We start from the raw sequence: 20,024 nt of genomic DNA, 5'->3' as shown, positions 1-20,024 counted from the left end.
CAGCGCGGGGTCAGCGGGTGGGCATCCAGACCCGCATGGCGCCCGGCGCGCGATTCGCCCACCGGAAGTACGGGATGGCGGTCACCGGCCCCAGGTCGACCGTCGCGGGCTCGCCGGCGTCCCGCGCATACAGCGCGTGGCCGCGGCGCAGCACGCGTGCCCCGAGGATCTCCAGCACGGGGGCCCGGAGGCCGGCGTCCCAGCCGCGGTCCCACGCCGTCGGCAGCGCCGGGATCACGACATCCTCGAGCCGGACCGAGTCCGGCAGGTCGGCTGCCTCGAGGCAGTAGTAGACCGGTCCGCGCCGGAGCGCCACCGCACCTCGGGCGGCGTCGACCCACGGATGCGCCCGCTCGAACACCGCGTCCATCGGCAGGAGCAGCGCGACCGACGTCACGCCGGCCGGCACGTCGGCGTAGCCCGGCGAGACCGAAACCGCCTCCCCGCCGTCGACCGACAGCGTCGCCCCGTCCGCCCAGGCCGGCACCCGCAGCTGCGTGACGCGCGTGGTGGGCTCCGAGAAGGCGATCGCCACGCGCGGGCTCCACGGGAAGTCCGTGTCGACGGTCGCCGTCACGCCCGATCCGAGGTCGTAGTCCCCGGCGGCGTACAGGTGGAACTGCGTGGCGGCATCCGACTCGGTCACGAGGTAGCCGTTCACCGATGCGAGCAGTCGCGCGAGGTTGGGCGGGCAGCACGCACAGAAGTACCAGTCGAGCCGGGCTGACGGCGCGTCCTCCTCGTGCCCGTGCCCGGTGCGCAGCTGCAGCGGGTTGGAGTAGAAGTAGGAGCGGCCGTCGACCGACGTCGAGACCGCGATCGCGTTGTAGAGCCCGCGTTCGAGCTCGTCGGCGTACCGGGCGTCGTCCCGCTCGGAGTCCAGCAGCAGCATGCGCCAGTTCCAGTGCAGGTTCGCGATGGCTGCGCACGTCTCCGAGTAGGCGCGGTCGGCGGGCAGCTCGTAAGGGTCGCCGAACGACTCGCCGCGGTGGCGGGATCCGAGGCCGCCGGTCGCGTACATCTTCTCGTGATGGATGCTGCGCCACAGCGCATCGAGCGTCTCGCGATAGCCGGACCCGGGCTCGTCGAGCTCGAGGTCCGCGACACCCGCCAGCAGGTACAGCTGGCGCACGGCGTGGCCGGTCGCCTCCCGCGCCGTCCGCACGGGGGTGTGGTCCTGGTAGTACGCGCCGCCGAACTCGCCCTCGCCGATCGAACGGTGACCGCGCAGCTCGACCATGCGGGCCGCGAGCGCACGATGCCGGTCGTCTCCCGTCACCCGGGCGAGCTCGACCAGCGCCGTCTCGATCTCGGGGTGCCCGTCGATGTCGTCGCGGCCGCCGGGGCCGAACGTGGCGTGCACCAGCTCGACGTAGCGCACGGCGATGCCGAGCAGCTCCGTGCGCCCGGCGTGCGCCCACGCGATGGCGGCCTGCACGAGATGCCCGAGCTTGTACAGCTCGTGCCCCTGCGCGAGGTCGGTGAACCGCTCCCCCGCGTGCGGGCCCTGGTAGTAGCTGTCGAGGTAGCCGTCGTCCTCCTGCACCGTGCCGAGCAGGCGCACCGCATCGGTGACGAACGGCTCGAACTCGGCCACGTCGCCGCGGACCGCCTCCCAGCCGATCGCCTCGAGGGTCTTGTACAGGTCGGAGTCGGCGAACAGCGGTCCGCGGAACGGGGCATCGCTCTCGCCGACGAGCCGGCGCAGGTTGTCGATCACGCCGGTGGACTCGAGCCGCTCGACGCAGTGCGGGATCGTCGCGTCGCGGTTGAGGCGCTGCCAGTCGCCGAGCATGCCGCCCGCCAGTCGTACGCGTCGGACGTCCAAGGGCCGCCTGGCGATCGCACGAGCGGGAACGGCGGGCGCGGCGAGCGCGGCGGTGAGGCTGGTCATGTCTCTCCTGGATGAGCCGATCCAGTACACCGGTGTACTAACCGGATGGCACGACAGTACACCGGTGCACTACGCACGTAAAGCGGAACGAGCGGATGCCGGCGACCGCGACGTCAGGCGGACGCGCGTCGCACGATGCGGTGCGCCGCGACGAACAGCTCGGGCGGCAGGTCGCCCGCCGCCAGGCGCTCGGCCAGCCGGGACACGGCGCGCTCGGCGATCCACTCGCGACCCGGATCGAGCGTCGTGAGCGGCGGGAAGCTCAGCGCTGCTTCGTGCACGTCGTCGAAGCCCGCCACCGCCACGTCTTCGGGAACGCGCGCGCCGCGACGCTGCAGCTCGCCGAGCGCCCCCAGCGCGAGAGCGTCGTTGAAGCCGAACACGGCGTCGAACTCCACGCCGCGTTCGCGGGCGGCGGCGACCGCCCGTGCCCCCTCGGCGCGGTTCCACGGCACCGGGCCCACGAGCAGCTCGTCGGCGAGGTCGGCGCCCGCCTCGGCGAGCGCTCGCGCATAGCCGGCGAAGCGGAGCGCCGCGGCGGTGTCGGCCTCGTCGCGGTCGACGCCGACGGCGAGGATGCGGCGGCGACCGCTCTGCAGCAGCAGTCGAGTGATCTCGTACGCACCCTCGACGTTGGCGACCGTCACGAAGTCGAAGCGCCTCTCGTGGACACGATCGCCGATGAGCACGACGGGGACGTCGAGCGTCGACGAGGCGATGTCGTCGGCCGTGAGCGCGATCGCGTGCAGCAGCAGCCCGTCGACGTAGCGGCCGTTCTCACCGCGGAGCAGGGCGAGCTCGCGCGCGCGATCGCCGTCGGTGACCTCGACGACGACGTTCAGGCCACGGCGCTGCGCGGCCGACACGACCGACTGCGCGAGTTCGGCGAAATACGGGTGCGCGATCTCGGGCATCGCGAGCGCGATCGTGCCGGTGCGGCCCGAGCTCAGATTGCGGGCAGACACGTTGAGCGTGTAGTTGAGTTCGGCCACCGCCGCCTCGATGCGCGCGCGGGTGTCGGGGCGGATGTACGGGTAGCCGTTGAAGTAGTTCGAGATGGTCTTCTTCGACACCCCGGCCACACGCGCGACGTCGGCCATCGTGGCTCCGCCCATCGTGTCCTCCTCGTGTCGGCTAACGCACCATGCGCGCGTCGGTGATCGAGGGGGCGCCCTCGTCGATCTCTTCGACGCCGTCGAACTCGAAGCCGTTGCGACGGTAGAACGCGACGGCGCGGGGGTTCTCCTTCGCCACCCACAGCATGGCAGGGCCGTCGCCGAGCACGCCGTCGATCAGCGCCTGTCCTGCTCCGCCGCCGTGGTGGTCTGCCGCGAGGTACAGCATGTACAGGTGGCGGTCGCGGGGAGCCTCGGCAGCGAGCGGCCCGATCGGCCGGCCCGACACCGCGAAGCCGATGATGCGCCCCTCATCCTCGGCGACCCGGACGATCAGGTCGTCCCGCGGATCGCCGAGCATGCGGGTCCACATCTCGCGGCGGCGTTCGAGGTATCCGTCGTCGAAGTAGCCCTCCGGCAGCAGCTCGGTGTAGGTCTCCTGCCACGTAGACACGTGCAGGGCCGCCAGCTCGTCGGCGTCGGCGAGCACGGGGGCGCGCAGGGTGAACGTCATCCCGACATCCTGCCAGCCTCACCCGGCCTGCGACGCAGTGCTGAAGGCGGCGAGGAACCGGTCGCGGAACGCATCCATGCGCCACACCGGCGCCGCGTCGCCCGGCCGGAGGCCCGGCTGCCAGCCCCAGCCGGCGGTCGCACCGAACACGGCAGGGTCGCGCGCGATGACCGTGACCGGCACGTCGTGCGAGGCATCCGCTCCACTCACGACCGATGCCGGCTGGTGGTCGCCGAGCACGATGACGACGAGATCCGGGTCGTCGGTGTTCTGCAGGAACGACACGAGCGCACCCAGCGAGTACTGCACCGACATGCCGTAGTACCGCTGCACCGTGCGGGGGCTCTGCCACACCGTGCTCGCGGTCTGGCTCTGCGCAGGTTGGGCGTCGTAGACGGAGCCGTCGCCGATCTCGTCCCACGGCACGAGCTGCGGCAGCGGCGCCCATGGCGTGTGGGACGACACCAGGTCGATCTCGGCCATGACGGGGTCGTGGTCTCCGGCGAGCTCGGTGTCGGCGAAGTGCTTGAGCGTGTACTGGTCGGGGATGCGGGCGTAGCCGAACTTCGGGCCGCGATAGCCGACGTCGTTCGCGTCGAGCTGTGCGTCGTAGCCGTAGAACGTCGTGCCCTCGTCCCACGCGCGCGTGTTCGACGGCACGTCGGCGACCGTGCGCCAGCCGGCGTCTGCGAACACGCGGGTGAGAGTCAGCCGGTCGCTCGCGACCACCTGCTCGTACGCGGTCTGGGTGTCGATCCACACGCCTGACTGCAGCGTCGAATGGGCGAGCCAGCTGCGCCCGCCGAACGTGGGCGAGGTGAGCCACGCGCTCTGCGCCGTGTAGCCGTCGGCGGTGAGCGCCGCCTCGCCGTCGCTCAGCACCGCGCCGACGCCGTCCGCGATGCCGTCGCCCTCGAGGGCGACGCGCCCGTAGCTCTCGACGAAGGCGATCACGACGTCCTTGCCGCGCAGTGCCGTGAGCAGGCTGTCGCCGGGGGTGCCCGCATAGGCGTCGTCGGCGATGTCGCGGGCGACGGCCTCCTGCTCCTTGAGCGCCGACACCGTCCGCGAGACGGCCGTGCCCACCGAGCCGACGGATGCCGCCGCCGCGACCGGATCCGTCGTCCGCAGCGGCGGCGCCACGAGCGCGGCCGCCACCCAGACCGCCGTCGCGCCGGCGAGCACCGCCCGCCCGTCGGCCGAGCGCCGCACGACGCCCGCCACACGCAGGGCTGCCCACGCGAGACCGCAGACGCACCCGATGATCACGAGCACGATGGCGGCGACGAGCAGGTTCGCGAGCGGACGCCCGATCGCATCCGCGACGACGCCGTGCGCGTCGGCCAGCTGCGGCCAGTCCAGCGGGACGAAGTGGATGCCGAGCGCGGCCTCGTAGCCGCGGTCGATGCCCGCGAGCACGAGCGCCAGCGTGACGAACAGCCCGAACGCGGCGGCGAGCAGGAGGCGCGGCATCCGCCACGGCACGATCGCGAGGACGAGCACGACGACGAGCGATTCGACGGGGATGCGCAGCAGCGCCGCGCCGTCCCAGGCGAGCAGGCCGGGCACGACCGGAACGGCGACCAGCAGTGCGATCGCGACCGCGGTGGAGACCCACGCGAGGGCGGTGCGACGACGCGCCGACGCGGGTTCCGGGGACGGCGTTGCCGGAGACACGGCGTCCCGCACCCGCGCGTTCACGGCACCGGCTCGGCCCGGGGCGCCACAGCGGCCGCGCCGGACGCATCAGTCCCGGGGTTGCCGCGGTCGTCGAGGTCGCAGCGCTCCGAGAGGGCGTAGCGCAGCAGTACGACGTCGCCGATCTGCCGTGTGTCGGCCAGCCGCGCACGTCGCGACGCCGTCCACGGGAAGCTTCCGGGGCCGACGGCGCGCGGCGCACCGGTCTCGCCCACGAAGAACGGGGCGACGACGAGGTGCAGCTCGTCGACGAGGTCGGCTTCGAGGAACTGGGTCAGCACACGGCCGCCGCCCTCGACCATGAGCCGGCGGATGCCCTGCCGCTCGCCGAGGTCGTCGAGCAGGTCCGCCATCGACACGCAGTCGGCGGAGCCGAGTCCGACGACCGTCGCCAGCCCTGCCAGCCGCGCGCGCAGCGCGGCCGCACGGTCGGCCGGACAGTACACGAGGCGCGCCGACTCGCCCGTCGTGAAGAAGGCGGCGTCCGGCGACAGGTCGCCCGATGCCGTGACCGTCACCTTCACCGGCGACTCGGTGCGTCCGGACGACAGACGGCGGGCGCGACGTGCGGTGTCGCGCACCAGCAGTCGCGGGTCGTCGCGGCGCACGGTGGACGCGCCGACCATGATCGCGTCGTTGCGCGCCCGCACGTCGTCGACGCGATCGAGATCGGCCGCGTTCGACATCGCGAGCCGCTGCGGCGCCGCACTGTCGAGGTAGCCGTCGATCGACATCGCACAGCTGAGGGTCACATAGGGCCGCTCACCCATCGCTCTCACCCCCGGTCCCGGCCGAGGCACGTGCCCGTCGCCGGGCGAGCAGCACGAGCGCCCCGGGCGCCACGGCCAGCAGCGCGAGCACCCCGAACGCCGTCGACGTCGCCACCCCGACCGCGCCGCCGAGTCCCGCGAGCGCGAACGCCGCCCCCGCGGCCGCCTCGCGCGGTCCCCACCCTCCGACGTTGATCGGGAGGGCGGATGCCGCCAGCACGACCAGCGCGGCCGCCGCGAGTCCGCGGGGGTCGGCGGTCACCCCCGTCGCCGCCGCCGCCACGACGAACAGCGACACGTGGGCGGCGACGACCACGATCGAGGCCAGCACGATCGTCGCCACCGCGATCGGTCGCGCGAGCAGGGGACGCAGCATCCCGTACTCCCGCTGCAGCAGTCGCCGCGAGCGCGGCACGGCCGCTGCGATCCCGACGGTGACGGCGACGAGCCCGGCGAGCGCGCCCGCGCCCCACGCGACGGGGGCGAGGGGCGAGCCCCACGCCGACTGCACGGCCGCGAGCGGCACGAGCACCACGATCGTGAGCGCCAGCTGCACGACCTGTCCGAAGACCCGTTCGGCCGCGACGGCACGGGCGGCGGCCGCGACCTGCTCGTACGGTCTGCCGTGCGCGTAGGCGCGGTGGACATCGCCGACGACCCCGCCGGGCAGCACGGCGTTGAGGAACTGCGACCGGTAGTACGCGCCGAACGCCTCGCGCCACGACAGCGGCAGCCCGAATCCGGCGGCCACGACGCGCCAGCGCCACGCGGCGGCGGCGGTGGCGACCGCGATGAGCACGAACGCCGCCGCGACGGCGGGGGCCGAGATCGCGGCGATGCCGTGGAGGAAGGGGCCGACGCCGACGACGAGCGCCGTCGCGGCGACGACGACAGCCCCCGCCCCGATGCGGGCAGCGCGGCGCAGCGCCGGTCGCCCCGGCACCCGACGGGCACCGGGCACAGTGACAGCCGTCAGCGCGGCCACACCAGCACGTCCTCGTGATGGACGATCACGTGCAGCGCCCCGTCCGCCACGTGCGCGCGGCGACGGGCGAGGTAGGCGGCCGCCTCGGCGCGGAGCTCGGGTCGCTGCGCCACGGCGGCGCCGACCCAGCCGTCGAGCCACTCCCCCGTCAGCGCGGCGTCCACAGGGCCGAGTCGCCACGGCGTGGGGTCTCGGCGCACGTGCCATCCGGCGTCGGCGAACAGCGCCGCGAGCACCGTGACGGCCTCGGGCCCGAGCATCCGGCGGCCGTCCTCGTCACGGCGCTGATGCTCGTTGAACGCCGCTCCGATGGCGGCGTCGGCGGGGTCGGGCGGGCCGAGGACGACCTCGCCGGTGACCGACAGCGCGAACAGGGCCGGCACCCGGGCGTCAAGGCACGCGGCGACGACGCGCTCCGCCTCTTCCCGGGTGAGGACGTCGAGCAGCGCGGAGGCGGTCACGCCGGCCGCGCCACGGAACGCTCCCGGCGGCAGCTCGCCGAGGTGCTCGACGACGGTCCGCACCGCGACCGGTCGGCCGGCATCGTCGACGACCGACCGGAGATCGAGGTGGTCCAGGATGCCGGCGTCGCCGTCGTGCAGCACCCACCGCTGGGGGCCGCCGAGGCGCGGCGCGAGCCACCGCGTCAGGCCGCCGGTGCCGGCGCCCAGGTCGTGCAGCTCGACCGGTCCTGAGGGGAGGAGCGCCGCGAGCGCCGCCGCGAGCGCCGCGGAGCGGGCGACGTCGTCTGCCGGCGCCCGCAGCGCCAGCCACGGAGCGGATGCCGTCGAGATGGCGGTGGTCACGCCGACTCCAGGGCCGCGCCCACCGCCGCCGCGGTGTCGTTCCAGGAGGGCAGTCCGGTGCGTGCGGAGCGCGCCTCCCGGCGCAGCCGGCGTCGCAGTGCCGGGTCGGTCATCCACGCGTGCAGGGCCGCTGAGAGCGCCGCAGGGTCGTCGGGGCGCACCAGGATCGCGCCACCGCCGGCGACGGTGTCGGGGATCCCTCCGACGGCGGCCGCGATGACAGGGATGCCGCGCGCCCGCGCTTCGGCGATGGCCATGCCCGCACTCTCCACCCGCGAGGGTGCCACGAGCAACCCCCCGCGCGCGTACTCCGCCGCGAGCGCTGCGCGCCCGAGCACGCCGGTGAGGCGGACCCGGCCGCTGAACCCGGCGGCGCCGCGCCGGACCTCGGCCGCGAACCCGGGGGCGGCATCGGCGGATCCCACGATCGCGCACGCCCAGTCGTGTTCGGGCAGCCGGGCGAGCGCGGCGAGCAGCACATCCTGCCCCTTGTGGGGCGCCACCACTCCCACGCACAGCAGCCGGCGGCCTCGGCCGGGTGCGGAACGACCGGTCCCCACGGCTTCTCCGCGCATCGCTGGCGCGATGCGCCGAGCCTCCGGCCGCGTGGGCCCAGCCGCTGCCCCGGGCGCCGCGATGCTCAGGCGACCGGCATCCACCAGTCCTCGCCGCTCGAGTTCGCGGGCCGTCCACGGGCTGGTGACGACGACGCGATGCGCGGCGGCGAGCGCGCGACGCTCGGCCTCGACCTCCGCGGCGGTGACGCCCGGGAACACGGCGGCGACCATGTGTGCGAGCACCACGAGCCGCACACGCGCGCCCGCCGCCTCGATATGGTCGGGCGCCCACGCCGCGACGAGTCCGTCGACGAGCGCCGTGGCCCGGTCGGGCAGCGCCCGGAGCGCTGAAGCGACGCCGGCGGCGTCGGCAACGGGCACGGTGGACACCAGCCAGCCGGCGGTGCTCAGGCGGTCCCGCACGTGCTGGTCGTACACGTTGCCGCCGCTCACGCGCGCCGGGTCGTCGATGCCGTCCGCCACGAGGAACGTCACCGCCCGCCGCGTCGCCCGCCCGGCGGCGCGCGCAAGCTCGGCGACCGCCTGCGTCGTCACAGCGCCACCTCGTACGACGCCCACGCGATGTGGGACTCGTGCAGCGTCACGACGATGCCGGTCAGCCCGGCCTCGCCGAACGCGCCTTCGCGCACTCGGGCGGCAAGCCGGTCGCCGATGAGCTGGCACAGCCGTTCGGTCGTCGTGTTGACGTCCTGCAGGTCCGGCTCGTCGTCGAGGTTGCGGTACGACAGCGCGCCGACGATCGCACGCACCTCGTCCGACGCCCGGCCGATGTCGACGACCACGCCGTGCTCGTCGAGGGTGTCGGCGCGGAACCCGGCGTCGACGACGAAGGTCGCGCCGTGGAGTCGCTGCGCCGGACCGAAGACCTCGCCACGCAGGCTGTGGGCGATCATCAGGTGATCGCGGACCGTCACCGTGAACGTCATCGCACACTCCAATCGATCGTCTCGCACAGCTCGCCCGCGGTGCCCTCGGCGAGTGCCGCGGTGATCTCGGGCAGTCGTCGCCACGATGAGGTCGCGCCCAGCAGCAGATCGAACGCCGGGTCTTCGAGCAGCGCGAGGGCCAGCGTCAGCCGCTCCCGGGTCGTGCGGTGCGACCGCCGGCTCGACGCCACCGCGCCGACCTGGCTCGACCGGATCGTGAGTCGTCGCGAGTGGAAGTCCCCGCCGAGCTCCAGCGACACCGCCCGCCCTCCGTACCAGCTCGCGACGACCACCTCGCCGTCGGTGGGCGCGACGCGCAGCGCGTACTGCAGTCCGGCGCCGTTGCCGCTCGCCTCGATCACGACGTCCGCCGCGGGCACGTCCCCCGCTTCGTGCCCCGCTTCGGGCGCGAGCGCGAACCGGGCCCCCAGACCCTCCACCACGGCCTGCTTCGACGGGTCGACGTCGACCACAGTCACGTCGGATCCCGGGATGCCGGCGGCCAGGCGCGCGACGGCGCAGCCGATCATCCCCGCCCCGACGATCACGACCCGATCGCCCACCGCGGGTGCGGCATCCCACAGGACATTCACCGCGGTCTCCACCGCCCCCGCGAGCACGGCGCGCCGAGCGGGCACCGCCGCCGGGACCGGCACGAGCGCGTCGGCCGGTGCGACGAGCCGCGACTGGTGCGGGAAGAGCGAGAACACCGTGCGGTCCTGCAACGCCGCCGGGCCGGTCTCGACGACACCGACGTTGAGGTACCCGTACTTGACGGGGAACGGGAAGTCGCCGTCCTGGAACGGGGCACGCATGCGCTCCCGCTCCGACGTCGGCACCGAGCCGCGGGCGATGAGCGACTCCGTCCCGCGGCTGATGCCGGTCCACAGGGTCCGCACCGCGGCCTCGCCGTCACCGGGTTCGGGTAGCGGCTCCGACCGGAATTCGCCCCAGCCGGGGCCGACGGTCCACCAGGAGGTCGCGGCATCCACATGCTCAGCATGAACCGAATCCGGTGCCTGTGTCGTGTCACCCATGAGAACCATGAAGGGAACACGGAGCCCCCATGCGAAAAGTTCAGTCGACACCGTGGTGGTGGGCGGCGGCCGGAATCGTCGCCCTGTTCGTCGTCGGGGCGCTGGTTCCGCTGCCGCCGCTCGCCTGGGCGGCGGGCATCGCGTACCTCGTCGTATCGTCGCTGCTCGTCTCCCTCGGGCTCCGCCGACGCGGCGCGACGCGGTTCGGGGCCGCCAACGCCGTGACCGCCACGCGTTCGATGCTCGTCGGGGTCGCGACGGCCCTCGTCGTCGCATCCGTCGGAGGCGAGGCGTCCACTGCGCTCCTGGTGGGGATCGTCGCGGTCGCGCTGGCGCTCGACGGGGTCGACGGCTACGTCGCCCGGCGCACCGGCAGTGTCAGCGAGCTCGGAGCCCGCTTCGACATGGAGGTGGATGCGTTCCTGCTGCTCGTGCTGAGCGTCTACGACGCGAGGGTCGTGGGCTGGTGGGTGCTGGCGATCGGGCTCATGCGGTACGCGTTCGTCGTGGTGGCCTGGCTCGTGCCCTGGTTCGACCGCACCCTCCCCTACCGGTACTGGCGCAAGGTCGTGACGGCGGCCTGCGGGGTCGCCCTCACCGTCGTGGCGACGCAGCTGCTGCCGCCGCCAGCGAACGTGCTCGTCGCGGCGGCCGCCCTCGGCCTGCTGGTCGAGTCGTTCGGCCGCGACGTCGTGTGGCTCATCCGGATGAACCGCGCGGACACGGATTACGTGTCACCCCAGGAGGCCCTCACCCGGGATTCCGACGGGGCCCGAGACGAAAGCAGGTAGGACGATGGCATCTCCCACCACCCCCGCGCTCCGCGTCATGCGGATCCTCAGCGCGATCGCACTGCTCGCGGCAGGCGGCATCCATCTGTACCTCGTGTTCAACGGAGTCGGCGGCATCCTCGGCGTGATGTTCGTGCTGAACGCCGTCGGCGCGCTCGTCCTCGCGATCGGCATGCTGTTCCTGCAGGGCCGGCTGCTGCAGCTGGCGACGGTGCTGAGTCTGCTGTTCCTCATCGCGACACTCCTCGCGCTGATCCTCGCGCTCACCGTGGGGCTGTTCGGGATCACCGAGACGTGGGACTTCATGCTGGTGCCCGAGACCGTGATCGTCGAGTCGATCGGCATCGTGCTGCTGGCGGTGACCACCGCGATGGTGCTGCGGCCGAAGCCGGTCACGGCGGGGTAGCACCGGCCGCCGGCACGGTCAACCCCCGTTCCCCGCCTGCACGGCGCGCCTACCGTGGGGGCATCCGAAGGGGGCGAACGCCATGACCGAACGAGTGGATGCCGCCGACACCGGCGCCTACATCCCCACGACCACGCACGGCGAGTGGGGCGAAGGTCGTCCGCGTCTCATCGTGTCGGGCGCCGACCGCTTCGAGTTCCCGCTCGACAGCGACCGCACGACGATCGGCTCGGGCGATGACGCCGACCTGCGGGTCGCCGGCACCGCGCCCGTCCACGCCGAGATCCGCCACGACGAGCATGACGAGTATCTGCTGCTGCCGCACGGAGAGGCGCAGACGAACACCACCCCCGAGCCCCGGGCCTCTCTCGATGGCGCCGAGGCGATCGTGCTCCGCTCGGGCGCGCAGTTCCGGCTGGGCGAGTGGCGTTTCACATTCGCCCGCGACGAGTACGCCGACCACGGTCGTCCGTTCGGCGGTCGCGAGGGCGGCGAGCTGGCCGACCAGCCGGTCCAGCCATCGCGACCCGACTACCGCGAGGACGGCGAGCGGGCGGCCGGCACGGGGCGATCACGGGATGCCGCGCCGAGCCCGGGCGACACCGGTGACGCGCGCGACGTCAAGCCCGACCGGGCCTGACGTCGCGGTGCGACGCGCTCGGAGTCAGTCGTCCGTGAGTTCCGCCTCGGTCTCAGGATCGAGGAGCAGTTCGTCGACGAGCAGGATGCCGCCCGACGTGTTCGCCGAATGCGCGAGCTTCTCGATCCATGCCCGGCTGAGCTCCGGCGGCTCGGGGTCATCGAAGACGAACATCAGAGGGATCGAGGGGTGCAGCCAGATCGTCGAGCGGCCCCGCGGCTCCTCTTCGGGATGCTGCCAGGACAGCGTGAAGCTCTCGTTTCGGCGGAGCTTGGTGGCGATCACCACTTTCAGATGCGCGAGGGCACGATCCTCGATGTGGATCGGCGTGTCCTGCGCCCCGTAGTAGAGAGTTCCCATACGACGGACGCTACCGCGCTGCGGCTCATTCGGCGTCATCGGATTTCCTCATCTCGGCACCCGGCACCTTCCCCCGTTGCCTGAGGCTAGGCGCCCGACCGTGCACCGGCGAGGGCCTTGACAGTGCGCGGCCCGCGGTCTACCCGGACCCGACGGCGCTCGGGCGCCGGCCGAGCACGTCGGGATCACCCCGCGCCGAACAGGCTCGGCGCAAGTAGGCTGACCCTGCGCCCGATTCCCGCCTCTGCCGGGCGCTGTGGAGGTGCGCCCCATGGGCCGACTGATCTATGAAGGCTCCGTCCGATTCGACCTGGACGACCGCACGCTCGCGCACCTCGTCGTGGTGATCAGCGACAAGCTGCGGCGCGCGGAGTCCTTCCCGCTGTCATGGCGCAACGATCCGTCCACGGGTGACGGTCGCACCACGATCTGGGTCCACCCGGCGTCATCCCTCGTGTTCGAATTCGCGGGCAGTCGTCGTCCCTCGTTGAACCGCACCTGGCTCGAAGCGCTCGCGATCGTCGCCAACTCGCCTGAGGGCCTGCACGTCGTGCCCGAGCCCGCTGAGGAGGGCATCCCCGAGATGGTGACGGAGGGCGCAGAGCCCGCGTGACACGTCGCCGGCCGTTCACCACGTCACGGTGAGTGCGGCGGCGCGTGAGCCACCCTTCGCAGCTCACGGCTACCCGCCTGTCGGTGGGCAGCCGGTGGGAGGAGAATCTCCCCTATGGACAGGAGGGTGCGGTCCCTCTGGACGGCGGTGGTCGTCGTCGCGTGCGGCGCTGCGGTGCTCACCGGGTGCACGGCCGCGCCCGAGTCACCGGGTGCGACCCCTTCCCCGCTCCCTGAGGGCGATGAGGCCGTCACCCTGGATGCTGCCGACTTCACCGCAGACATCGACAACCCCTACTGGCCGATGACGCCCGGCACCCGGTGGACCTACCGGGAGATCGATCCCGACGGCCAAGAACTGCGGGTCACGGTGGTGGCGACATCCGAGACTCGCGAGATGGCCGACGGCATCACCGCTCGCGTCGTGCGGGACACCGTCTTCCGCGGCGAGGAGATCCTCGAGGACACGTTCGACTGGTACGCGCAGGACGCCGACGGTGCGGTCTGGTACCTCGGCGAGGACACCGCCGAATTCGAGGACGGCCGGATCACTTCGCGGGAGGGGTCCTTCGAAGCCGGCGTCGACGGCGCGCTGCCCGGCATCCTCATCCCGGCCGACCCGACGCAGGGCATGACGTACCGGCAGGAGTACTACGCGGGACAGGCCGAAGACAACGGCGAGGTGCTCAGCGTCCACGCCATGGCGGACGCGCCGACCGGCCACTACACCGATGTCCTGCTCACCTGGGACACCGACGGGCTCGAGCCCGACGTCGCAGAGCTCAAGTTCTACGCACCGGGCGTCGGCCCGGTGCTCGCGCTGGAGGCCGCCGGAGGTCCGGGCGCGCGCGAAGAGCTCATCGGGATCGACCAGGTCAGCGAAGGGACGGGAACGCAGCCGCTCGGCGATCCCGGGTGACCGCCGGTACGGTCGGTCTGCGCTCATCCGGCGGTGATGATGGTCTTCCCGACGGTGCGAGCGGTGGGATTGAACGCGTCCACGGCTTCGGCGAGGGGCCGGACCGTGCCGATGTTCGTGCGGAGCTGTCCTGAGCGGACACGCTGGGCGATCCCAGTGAGCTGGTCTCGGTCGGCTTCGACGACGAAGAAGACGGCGCGGCCGTCCTTCGGCTGCCGCGTGGGGGGGCCGGCGACGGTGACGAGAACGCCGCCGGGCCCTACGAGGTCGATGGACTGATCGCCGATCTCTCCGCCGATGACGTCGATGACGAGATTGACGTGTCCGACGGACGTCAGGTCGTCGACGCCGAGGGCGACGAACTCGTGCGCGCCATACTCCAGGGCTCGATCTCGGTCGGCGGCACGGCCGGTGCCGATGACGTGGGCGCCCGCCTCGCGAGCAAGTTGGGTGACGACCGAGCCCACGCCGCCGGCCGCACCATGGACGAGCACGCTCTGGCCGGCCTCCAGGCGTCCGTGGTCGAACAGCGCCTGCCAGGCGGTCAACCCGGAGATGGGGAGGCTGGCCGCCGTCACGAAGTCGATGTCGGCCGGCAGCGGAGCGAGGTTGCGTGCTTCCACCGCGGCGTACTCTGCGAGCGTCCCGTTGCGCGTCCAGTCCGCCAGTCCGAACACACGCTGGCCGATGCTCAGGCCGGTGGTGCCGTAGCCGAGTTCCGTGACGATGCCGGCGAGTTCGTGTCCCGGGATGCTGGGCGTGCGGTCGTGTCCCGCGCGGTCGGTCCAGGTTCCCGGCCAGGTGAGCTCCCCGGGAGTGAAGCCGGACGCGCGGACGCGAACGATGACATCGTTCTCGAACGCGTGCGGTTCGGGCTGGTCGGTGAGAGTCATCCCCGCGGTGCCGGCGTCGGGGTCGGTCACGGTGATTGCCTGCATTGCTGTCCTCCTGCTCGTGGTGGGTTCATCACATAGACGACGCAGCATCCGCCGATGTCAGGTCAGGCGCACGCTGTAGCGGTCGTCGGGCAGAGGTTCGGGAAGCCAAGGCCCGACATACACGTCATGGCGACGTGAAGCGCTCTTCAGCATGTCCAAGCACACGCGGCTCGTGGTCTTGGCGAACCACCCCACCGGATTGGCGACACCTCGACGGGCCGCGTCGTCGAGGCGGTACCAGCGGACGAAAGCCTCCTGCACGGCGTCCTCCGCATCGGCCACCGTGCCGAGCATGCGGTACGCCAGGCCCACCAGGCCTTCCCGATCCAGCCCGGGCACCAGCAGCGACTGCGCCATGCCTCTCATCATGCCCGTTGCCGCAACGCGATCGGCTGGCTGGGCATATGACGGTACCGCCACCGCGGAGCCGGCGCTGACTCGGCGCCCTGGGCAAGGAGGGCGGACGCCCTGGTCTCAGCCGGTTGTGAAGCTCAGTCGGTCCCAGTAGCCGCGTTGCGTTCGGATCGTTCCGTCGACGATGTGGAAGAACCCGCATCCGCGTCGCCCTTGCGGGTCGCGCCACTCCAGGATCGCCCACGCGCCGTCCTGGAAGAGGTTCTCGACGATGCAGACCAGCTTCGTTCGGGCGAAGTCCGCAGCGAACATCGCGCGGATGTTCTCGCGTCCCTCGACCGGTTCCAGCGCGACCTGGTGGTTCACGGCGTCGGTCGCGTACAGCGCGCCCAGCGCGTCTGCGTCGGATCGGTTGAATGCCTCGACCCAGGCCTGGACGACCGCTCGCGGTTGCATTCCCCGACGTTAGCGTGGCGGCGCGGCGCCCACCATCACGGTGCGACGCGGTGCCGCGCCATCCGGAAGACCGTGCGATCGGTCACGTGTCGCAGCCGATCCCGTCGCCGTCGCGGTCCAGGTGCTTGCCGTAGCCAGGTTCCCCCTGATGGACGGGCGCAGCTCCGGCAGCGCGGGCTGCGTCGCAGTTCTTGTAGTAGACCTCGACAGGCGCCGGCGCGGGCACCGGCTGCGGGGGCGCGGGTGCCGGTTCTGCGGGGGGTGCGGGTTCCGGCGCGGCTTCGACGGGCGCTGCGGCATACGCCGAGGTGACCGCCTTCTCGTCAGGGCACGCGTTCAGGACATCCGCCATGGCATCGTGCTCGGCCTGGGTCACCCACAGTCCGTAGGTCGCCTTCACCGACACCTGCCGGGCGACATACGCGCACCGGTAGGACTTGTTCTTCGGCAGCCACGTGGCTGCGTCCCCGTCGCGCTTCTTCGCGTTCGCAGACCCGTCGACAGCGAGGAGGTTCAGCGGATCGTTCGCGAACGACGCACGCTCGTCGACGGTCAGCTGCTGAGCGCCCTTCTGCCAGGCGTCGGAAAGGGGGACGACGTGGTCGATCTGCACCAGCTCGCTCGTGCCCTGGCCGCGGACGAAGTCGACCGTGGTCCCCGTGTACGGGTCGGCGAGGACGCCGGTGAGGACCTTGCACGGGCCTGAGAAGGTCGCGCCGGTGAGGTCGCGGGCGAGGATGTCGTTGCGGGTGTCGCAGCCGTTCCGATCCACGTCCAGCCACCGCTGACCGAACTGGTCACGGTCGTAGCCGGTCTTCGGCGCACGCCCCTTCACCTCGAGCGTGGCGAGCACGGCCAGCGCCGTCTGGTCGCCGGTCGCCCCGGCGTCCGCGACCGTCGCCGTCTCACCGGTGAACGGATCCCGCGTCGCCCCATCGTCGGCCGGCTCCGCCTGGTCGGTCGGAGTCGCCTCCGCGGCCACGGAAGCAGCGGTGCCGGGCCGGGCGACCTGCTGCGCTTCCCTGCCGGCGGCAGCCGCGCTCGGGTACACCACGGTCGTCATCAGGCCCGCGGCGAGGAAGACCACGGCAGAAAGTGCGGTCGCTGCCATCGCGACCTTCGGGCTGCGGAACCGCAGCCACGTGCGTGTGTTCTTCGACAGCGCGACGATGCCCGTGATGAGGACGGTCAGCGCGATGAGCGCGATGACCGGCGCGAGGAACACGAGAACCCCGATCGTGAGCACGCCGATGATCAGCCACAGCCACGCCGGCACGCGTCGGCGCCCGGGCGGCTCGGGCGCGGACGCCGGCGGCGGGGTGAGTGAGGCGGTGGTCGCCATTGTGGTGCAGCTCCTTGGCTGAGGGCGCAGTCGGGTGAGGCACGCGAGCGCCGAGGGGATCGCCGGCCTCCCCCAGAGGACGACTGCTCTACCCTATTGGATATCTATGGGGCTGCTATAGAAGCTCTAAACGGTAACTCAGTGACCTCACTGCACCCGCCCAGCAACGCCATCCCGCCTGGACTCACCGCGCTGGACCGGTCCGCGGGGTCTCGGACGGGTCGAGTTCGGCGGCCGGCTGGCGCACTTCGCCCCCGACGGCCTCCACGCCCCGCAGCGAGCGCATGATGGGACTCATGGTCGAGATCTCGGACGACGACTTCGAGCGCATGGTCGCCGAGGTGTTCGATGCCCTCCCCGATGACATGGTCCGTGGGCTCGAGAATGTGGGGATCGTCATCGAGAACCAACCCGTGGGGCAACGCCCGCGGCTGTTCGGGCTCTACCAAGGACATCCGCTGACCAAGCGGGGGGTCTACGGCTTCGGCGAGCTTCCCGACCGGATCACGCTGTACAAGAACAACATGCAAGACCACAGCGCCGACCTCGACGCCCTTCGTACGCGGGTGCGCATCACGCTCGTCCACGAGATCGGCCACTACTTCGGGCTCGACGACGCCCGCCTGCAGGAGCTCGGCTGGGCGTAGCGCGCCGTTGCAGTGGGAGTGAGACAGGCGCTGAGCCGCGAGGGAGTCGTCCAGAACCTGCACGATGGGCGGACGCGGGTGGATGACGCATCGGCTGCCAACGAAAAAATCCCCGGCTGAGCCGAGGATTTGATCTGTAGCAGGAGCGGGGCTTGAACCCGCGACCTCACGATTATGAGTCGTGCGCTCTAACCAGCTGAGCTACCCTGCCGCGAGGCATCCGTCCGCGTTGAGAAGAATGCTGCGAGCCCCGAGTCAGGATTGAACTGACGACCCCTTCCTTACCATGGAAGTGCTCTGCCACTGAGCTATCGGGGCGTGCTGCCCGCTAGCAGGCAACTAGAAGAGAATACCAGAGCCGCGGCCCTGTTCCGAACCGGGTCAGCCGACGGTGTGCGTTCCGTCGGTGTACTCCTGCAGCCACGGCCACGGGTCGATCGGCGTGGTGCCGTTCTTCCAGATCTCGAAGTGCGTGTGGGCGCCGAACGAGCGCCCGGTGTTGCCCGTACGGCCGATGACGGTCCCCACGGTGACGTGCTGGCCGGCGACGACCTGGAGCGAGCCGTACTGCATGTGCGCGTAGTGGCTCGACACGAACTCGCCGTCGACGATGTGGTCGATCACGACGTGGACGCCGTACGCGCCACCCGACTCCGATGCGATGCGCACGGTGCCGTCGGCGATCGCCTGGACGGGAGAACCGGCGCCGGGGGTGAAGTCGATGCCCTCGTGCATGCGGCCCGAACGCATTCCGAACCCGTATGACATCGTCACACCGACCGCGAAGGGCCACTGGATGTTCGAGTTCGGGTCGTTGTGGAACAGGTTCGAGAAGTTGCGGATGCCGGCCTCGGACGCCAGCTGGGCGGTCGTGGTCGTCGCGTAGTTCTCGGTGCGGTCGAGCGGGTCGCTCTGCACGTCGCCCGGAGCGACATACGCCTGGATCGCCGACGCATCGACGTCGCCTGCCACGTCACCGGGCGCGAGGACCGACAGCGAGGCGTCGGTGCCGTTGACGGCGGCGACGGCTTCGACGGGGGTCGTCATGCCGACCGCGATCAGACCCACGACACCGAACACGCCGATGGAGAACGACGCAGTCGCGACACGCCGGAACGCCGAGCCGCGACGCGTCTGAGCGCGACGAGGGGCGGCGTGCGCCGTGGGAGCCTCGGGCTCGTCTTCGGCGGTGGAGGCGGACGGCTGCGTGGGCGTCTCGCCGGTGAACGAGAACAGCCGCGCGGCCGCCTCGAACTCATCGACGCCGGGCGCCGAAGGAGCGGGGATCGGCCCGGTGAGGGGCTCGATGCGCTCCGTGCGCGGACGCTCGGCCCGCGGACGCTCTGTGGCGGGGTGCGGCGCGGGCGCGACGTCCTCGACCACGGGCTCACGCACGGGCTCGGGAGCACGCACGGGCTCCGGCGCACGCACCGGCTCGGGAGCACGCACCGGCTCGGGTGCGGGCGCTGCGGCCACGGGCTCACGCACCGGCTCCGGCGCACGCACCGGCTCGGGTCGCGGCGCAGCCTGCTGCGGAGCCACCGGCTCGACGACCGCGGGGACGGGAGCAGGGGCTACGGCCGCTTCGGCCGCCATCAGCTTCGCAAGCGTCTCCGCCATCCAGTCCTGCGCGGCGGCTGCCGGCTCAGGAGCGGGCTCGACGACGGGAGCGAGGAGTTCGAACGGTTCGGCGGGAGCGAGCACGGTGTCGCGCAGCGGCGCCGGCTCTTCACGCGAGATCACCTCGGTCTCGAAGGCGGCGGCGGTGCGCACGGGCTCTTCGGGGGCGACCGGCGCGATGGGCGGCACGGAGACGTCGGGCTGCTCACCGGTCGATCCGCGGCGCGCGCGGCGACTGAGCTGCTCGGTCGACGACACGGCGGACGCCGCAGCGGCACGCACTCGCGTGGCGGGCGCGACAGGCTCGACGACCGGAGTCGAGGCGACGGGAAGCGTCACGGACGACGGCGCGGGCGCCGGCGCCTCAGGAGTGACGGCGAGCGGTGCAGCCGGGGTGGGCGCGGTCGGCGTCACCGGTGCGACCGGCGTCGCCGGCACCGCCGTCGTGGCAGCCTCGGGCGCCGCGACGGTCGGGGTGGCGGCATCCACTCGCTTCGGCTCTGCAGCGCGTCCCCAGACGACCGCGGGGCGCTCCGGACCGGTGCCCGCCGCCTGGCGTCGCGCGTTGGCGCGGCTCGCTCCCGGGGTCTCCGACGTCGCCTGAACAGGCGTGGCG

At 72.2% G+C, this 20,024-nt stretch carries 22 protein-coding genes and 2 tRNA genes; 6 read left to right on the top strand and 18 right to left on the bottom strand.

Annotated features, from left to right (window positions below; translation table 11 throughout):
- Nucleotides 1–10 precede the first annotated feature (10 nt).
- The 10 genes from ACFWJ8_RS18115 to ACFWJ8_RS18070 form a co-directional block, all read right to left on the bottom strand.
- Nucleotides 11–1,894 carry a glycoside hydrolase family 127 protein gene (locus tag ACFWJ8_RS18115; protein WP_378814161.1) on the bottom strand — a complete coding sequence of 628 codons (1,884 nt, stop codon included), beginning with the start codon at nucleotides 1,892–1,894 and terminating at the stop codon, nucleotides 11–13.
- Nucleotides 1,895–2,007: 113 nt separating this feature from the next.
- A complete protein-coding gene (locus tag ACFWJ8_RS18110; RefSeq protein ID WP_378814159.1) occupies nucleotides 2,008–3,009 on the bottom strand; it encodes a LacI family DNA-binding transcriptional regulator in 1,002 nt (333 codons plus the stop codon).
- 19 nt (nucleotides 3,010–3,028) lie between these two features.
- Entirely contained in the window at nucleotides 3,029–3,523 is a 495-nt protein-coding gene (locus ACFWJ8_RS18105) for a GNAT family N-acetyltransferase (protein ID WP_378814157.1), read from the bottom strand.
- Nucleotides 3,524–3,541: 18 nt separating this feature from the next.
- Nucleotides 3,542–5,224, bottom strand: a complete 1,683-nt coding sequence (locus ACFWJ8_RS18100) for a CDP-alcohol phosphatidyltransferase (protein ID WP_378814155.1) — start codon at nucleotides 5,222–5,224, stop codon at nucleotides 3,542–3,544.
- A complete protein-coding gene (locus ACFWJ8_RS18095) occupies nucleotides 5,221–5,973 on the bottom strand; it encodes a RibD family protein (protein WP_378814153.1) in 753 nt (250 codons plus the stop codon). The genes ACFWJ8_RS18100 and ACFWJ8_RS18095 overlap by 4 nt, the downstream gene beginning before the upstream one ends.
- A 10-nt stretch (nucleotides 5,974–5,983) precedes the next feature.
- Complete coding sequence (locus ACFWJ8_RS18090; protein ID WP_378814151.1) at nucleotides 5,984–6,952, bottom strand: lysylphosphatidylglycerol synthase domain-containing protein; 969 nt, start codon at nucleotides 6,950–6,952, stop codon at nucleotides 5,984–5,986.
- Nucleotides 6,953–6,963: 11 nt separating this feature from the next.
- Nucleotides 6,964–7,782 carry an SAM-dependent methyltransferase gene (locus tag ACFWJ8_RS18085; protein WP_378814149.1) on the bottom strand — a complete coding sequence of 273 codons (819 nt, stop codon included), beginning with the start codon at nucleotides 7,780–7,782 and terminating at the stop codon, nucleotides 6,964–6,966.
- A complete protein-coding gene (locus ACFWJ8_RS18080) occupies nucleotides 7,779–8,894 on the bottom strand; it encodes a glycosyltransferase family 4 protein (RefSeq protein ID WP_378814147.1) in 1,116 nt (371 codons plus the stop codon). Before ACFWJ8_RS18080 ends, ACFWJ8_RS18085 begins: the two co-directional genes overlap by 4 nt.
- Nucleotides 8,891–9,286: a 6-pyruvoyl tetrahydropterin synthase family protein gene (locus ACFWJ8_RS18075; protein ID WP_378814145.1), complete on the bottom strand. Its 396-nt coding sequence runs from the start codon at nucleotides 9,284–9,286 to the stop codon at nucleotides 8,891–8,893. Before ACFWJ8_RS18075 ends, ACFWJ8_RS18080 begins: the two co-directional genes overlap by 4 nt.
- Nucleotides 9,283–10,278 carry a zinc-binding alcohol dehydrogenase gene (locus ACFWJ8_RS18070; RefSeq protein WP_378814143.1) on the bottom strand — a complete coding sequence of 332 codons (996 nt, stop codon included), beginning with the start codon at nucleotides 10,276–10,278 and terminating at the stop codon, nucleotides 9,283–9,285. Before ACFWJ8_RS18070 ends, ACFWJ8_RS18075 begins: the two co-directional genes overlap by 4 nt.
- Nucleotides 10,279–10,352: 74 nt before the next feature.
- Here ACFWJ8_RS18070 and ACFWJ8_RS18065 point away from each other — a divergent pair, with 74 nt between their 5' ends.
- The 3 genes from ACFWJ8_RS18065 (at nucleotide 10,353) to ACFWJ8_RS18055 (ending at nucleotide 12,160) form a co-directional block, all read left to right on the top strand.
- A complete protein-coding gene (locus ACFWJ8_RS18065) occupies nucleotides 10,353–11,114 on the top strand; it encodes a CDP-alcohol phosphatidyltransferase family protein (protein WP_378814141.1) in 762 nt (253 codons plus the stop codon).
- Between the two features lie 4 nt (nucleotides 11,115–11,118).
- Entirely contained in the window at nucleotides 11,119–11,520 is a 402-nt protein-coding gene (locus tag ACFWJ8_RS18060) for a hypothetical protein (protein ID WP_378814140.1), read from the top strand.
- 82 nt (nucleotides 11,521–11,602) lie between these two features.
- Entirely contained in the window at nucleotides 11,603–12,160 is a 558-nt protein-coding gene (locus tag ACFWJ8_RS18055) for a hypothetical protein (protein WP_378814138.1), read from the top strand.
- A 24-nt stretch (nucleotides 12,161–12,184) separates the two neighbouring features.
- Here the strand turns inward: ACFWJ8_RS18055 and ACFWJ8_RS18050 are convergent, their stop codons facing one another.
- Nucleotides 12,185–12,520, bottom strand: coding sequence for a hypothetical protein (locus tag ACFWJ8_RS18050; protein ID WP_378814136.1), 336 nt, complete (start codon nucleotides 12,518–12,520; stop codon nucleotides 12,185–12,187).
- 271 nt (nucleotides 12,521–12,791) lie between these two features.
- Here ACFWJ8_RS18050 and ACFWJ8_RS18045 point away from each other — a divergent pair, with 271 nt between their 5' ends.
- Both ACFWJ8_RS18045 and ACFWJ8_RS18040 read left to right on the top strand, forming a co-directional pair.
- Nucleotides 12,792–13,133 carry an ATP-dependent DNA ligase gene (locus ACFWJ8_RS18045; protein ID WP_378814134.1) on the top strand — a complete coding sequence of 114 codons (342 nt, stop codon included), beginning with the start codon at nucleotides 12,792–12,794 and terminating at the stop codon, nucleotides 13,131–13,133.
- Nucleotides 13,134–13,247: 114 nt separating this feature from the next.
- Nucleotides 13,248–14,051 (top strand): hypothetical protein, encoded by an 804-nt coding sequence (locus ACFWJ8_RS18040; protein WP_378814132.1) that lies wholly within the window; start codon nucleotides 13,248–13,250, stop codon nucleotides 14,049–14,051.
- A 23-nt stretch (nucleotides 14,052–14,074) separates the two neighbouring features.
- Here the strand turns inward: ACFWJ8_RS18040 and ACFWJ8_RS18035 are convergent, their stop codons facing one another.
- The 4 genes from ACFWJ8_RS18035 to ACFWJ8_RS18020 all read right to left on the bottom strand — a co-directional run bounded on the left by ACFWJ8_RS18035 (nucleotide 14,075) and on the right by ACFWJ8_RS18020 (nucleotide 17,141).
- Nucleotides 14,075–14,989: an NADP-dependent oxidoreductase gene (locus ACFWJ8_RS18035; protein ID WP_378814130.1), complete on the bottom strand. Its 915-nt coding sequence runs from the start codon at nucleotides 14,987–14,989 to the stop codon at nucleotides 14,075–14,077.
- A gap of 57 nt (nucleotides 14,990–15,046) precedes the next feature.
- Nucleotides 15,047–15,346, bottom strand: a complete 300-nt coding sequence (locus ACFWJ8_RS18030) for a sigma factor (protein ID WP_378814128.1) — start codon at nucleotides 15,344–15,346, stop codon at nucleotides 15,047–15,049.
- A 117-nt stretch (nucleotides 15,347–15,463) separates the two neighbouring features.
- Nucleotides 15,464–15,799, bottom strand: a complete 336-nt coding sequence (locus tag ACFWJ8_RS18025; RefSeq protein WP_378814126.1) for a nuclear transport factor 2 family protein — start codon at nucleotides 15,797–15,799, stop codon at nucleotides 15,464–15,466.
- 82 nt (nucleotides 15,800–15,881) lie between these two features.
- On the bottom strand, nucleotides 15,882–17,141 hold the full coding sequence (locus ACFWJ8_RS18020) for a DUF1524 domain-containing protein (RefSeq protein WP_378814124.1): 1,260 nt from the start codon (nucleotides 17,139–17,141) through the stop codon (nucleotides 15,882–15,884).
- A 296-nt stretch (nucleotides 17,142–17,437) separates the two neighbouring features.
- Here ACFWJ8_RS18020 and ACFWJ8_RS18015 point away from each other — a divergent pair, with 296 nt between their 5' ends.
- On the top strand, nucleotides 17,438–17,788 hold the full coding sequence (locus ACFWJ8_RS18015; RefSeq protein ID WP_378814122.1) for a metallopeptidase family protein: 351 nt from the start codon (nucleotides 17,438–17,440) through the stop codon (nucleotides 17,786–17,788).
- A 137-nt stretch (nucleotides 17,789–17,925) separates the two neighbouring features.
- Here the strand turns inward: ACFWJ8_RS18015 and ACFWJ8_RS18010 are convergent.
- The 3 genes from ACFWJ8_RS18010 to ACFWJ8_RS18000 form a co-directional block, all read right to left on the bottom strand.
- Nucleotides 17,926–17,999: transfer RNA gene (locus tag ACFWJ8_RS18010), tRNA-Met, on the bottom strand.
- Nucleotides 18,000–18,034: 35 nt separating this feature from the next.
- A tRNA-Thr gene (locus ACFWJ8_RS18005) sits at nucleotides 18,035–18,106 on the bottom strand.
- A 63-nt stretch (nucleotides 18,107–18,169) separates the two neighbouring features.
- Nucleotides 18,170–19,897: a peptidoglycan DD-metalloendopeptidase family protein gene (locus tag ACFWJ8_RS18000; protein ID WP_378814120.1), complete on the bottom strand. Its 1,728-nt coding sequence runs from the start codon at nucleotides 19,895–19,897 to the stop codon at nucleotides 18,170–18,172.
- Nucleotides 19,898–20,024: the final 127 nt, after the last annotated feature.

Origin of the sequence: Microbacterium sp. NPDC058389, assembly GCF_042722305.1 — a bacterium.
In the GTDB taxonomy this organism is placed as follows: domain Bacteria; phylum Actinomycetota; class Actinomycetes; order Actinomycetales; family Microbacteriaceae; genus Microbacterium.
Note: the sequence above shows the minus strand (reverse complement) of the source record. Positions and strands in the feature narration are given on the sequence as shown.

Coding starts and splice junctions, on each gene's coding strand:
- ACFWJ8_RS18110 (WP_378814159.1), bottom strand. CDS start 3,009: ATGGGCGGAGCCACGATGGCCGACGTCGCGCGTGTGGCCGGGGTGTCG.
- ACFWJ8_RS18075 (WP_378814145.1), bottom strand. CDS start 9,286: ATGACGTTCACGGTGACGGTCCGCGATCACCTGATGATCGCCCACAGC.
- ACFWJ8_RS18035 (WP_378814130.1), bottom strand. CDS start 14,989: ATGCAGGCAATCACCGTGACCGACCCCGACGCCGGCACCGCGGGGATG.
- ACFWJ8_RS18055 (WP_378814138.1), top strand. CDS start 11,603: ATGACCGAACGAGTGGATGCCGCCGACACCGGCGCCTACATCCCCACG.
- ACFWJ8_RS18020 (WP_378814124.1), bottom strand. CDS start 17,141: ATGGCGACCACCGCCTCACTCACCCCGCCGCCGGCGTCCGCGCCCGAG.
- ACFWJ8_RS18065 (WP_378814141.1), top strand. CDS start 10,353: ATGCGAAAAGTTCAGTCGACACCGTGGTGGTGGGCGGCGGCCGGAATC.
- ACFWJ8_RS18040 (WP_378814132.1), top strand. CDS start 13,248: ATGGACAGGAGGGTGCGGTCCCTCTGGACGGCGGTGGTCGTCGTCGCG.
- ACFWJ8_RS18015 (WP_378814122.1), top strand. CDS start 17,438: ATGGTCGAGATCTCGGACGACGACTTCGAGCGCATGGTCGCCGAGGTG.
- ACFWJ8_RS18105 (WP_378814157.1), bottom strand. CDS start 3,523: ATGACGTTCACCCTGCGCGCCCCCGTGCTCGCCGACGCCGACGAGCTG.
- ACFWJ8_RS18060 (WP_378814140.1), top strand. CDS start 11,119: ATGGCATCTCCCACCACCCCCGCGCTCCGCGTCATGCGGATCCTCAGC.
- ACFWJ8_RS18050 (WP_378814136.1), bottom strand. CDS start 12,520: ATGGGAACTCTCTACTACGGGGCGCAGGACACGCCGATCCACATCGAG.
- ACFWJ8_RS18025 (WP_378814126.1), bottom strand. CDS start 15,799: ATGCAACCGCGAGCGGTCGTCCAGGCCTGGGTCGAGGCATTCAACCGA.
- ACFWJ8_RS18115 (WP_378814161.1), bottom strand. CDS start 1,894: ATGACCAGCCTCACCGCCGCGCTCGCCGCGCCCGCCGTTCCCGCTCGT.
- ACFWJ8_RS18045 (WP_378814134.1), top strand. CDS start 12,792: ATGGGCCGACTGATCTATGAAGGCTCCGTCCGATTCGACCTGGACGAC.
- ACFWJ8_RS18030 (WP_378814128.1), bottom strand. CDS start 15,346: ATGGCGCAGTCGCTGCTGGTGCCCGGGCTGGATCGGGAAGGCCTGGTG.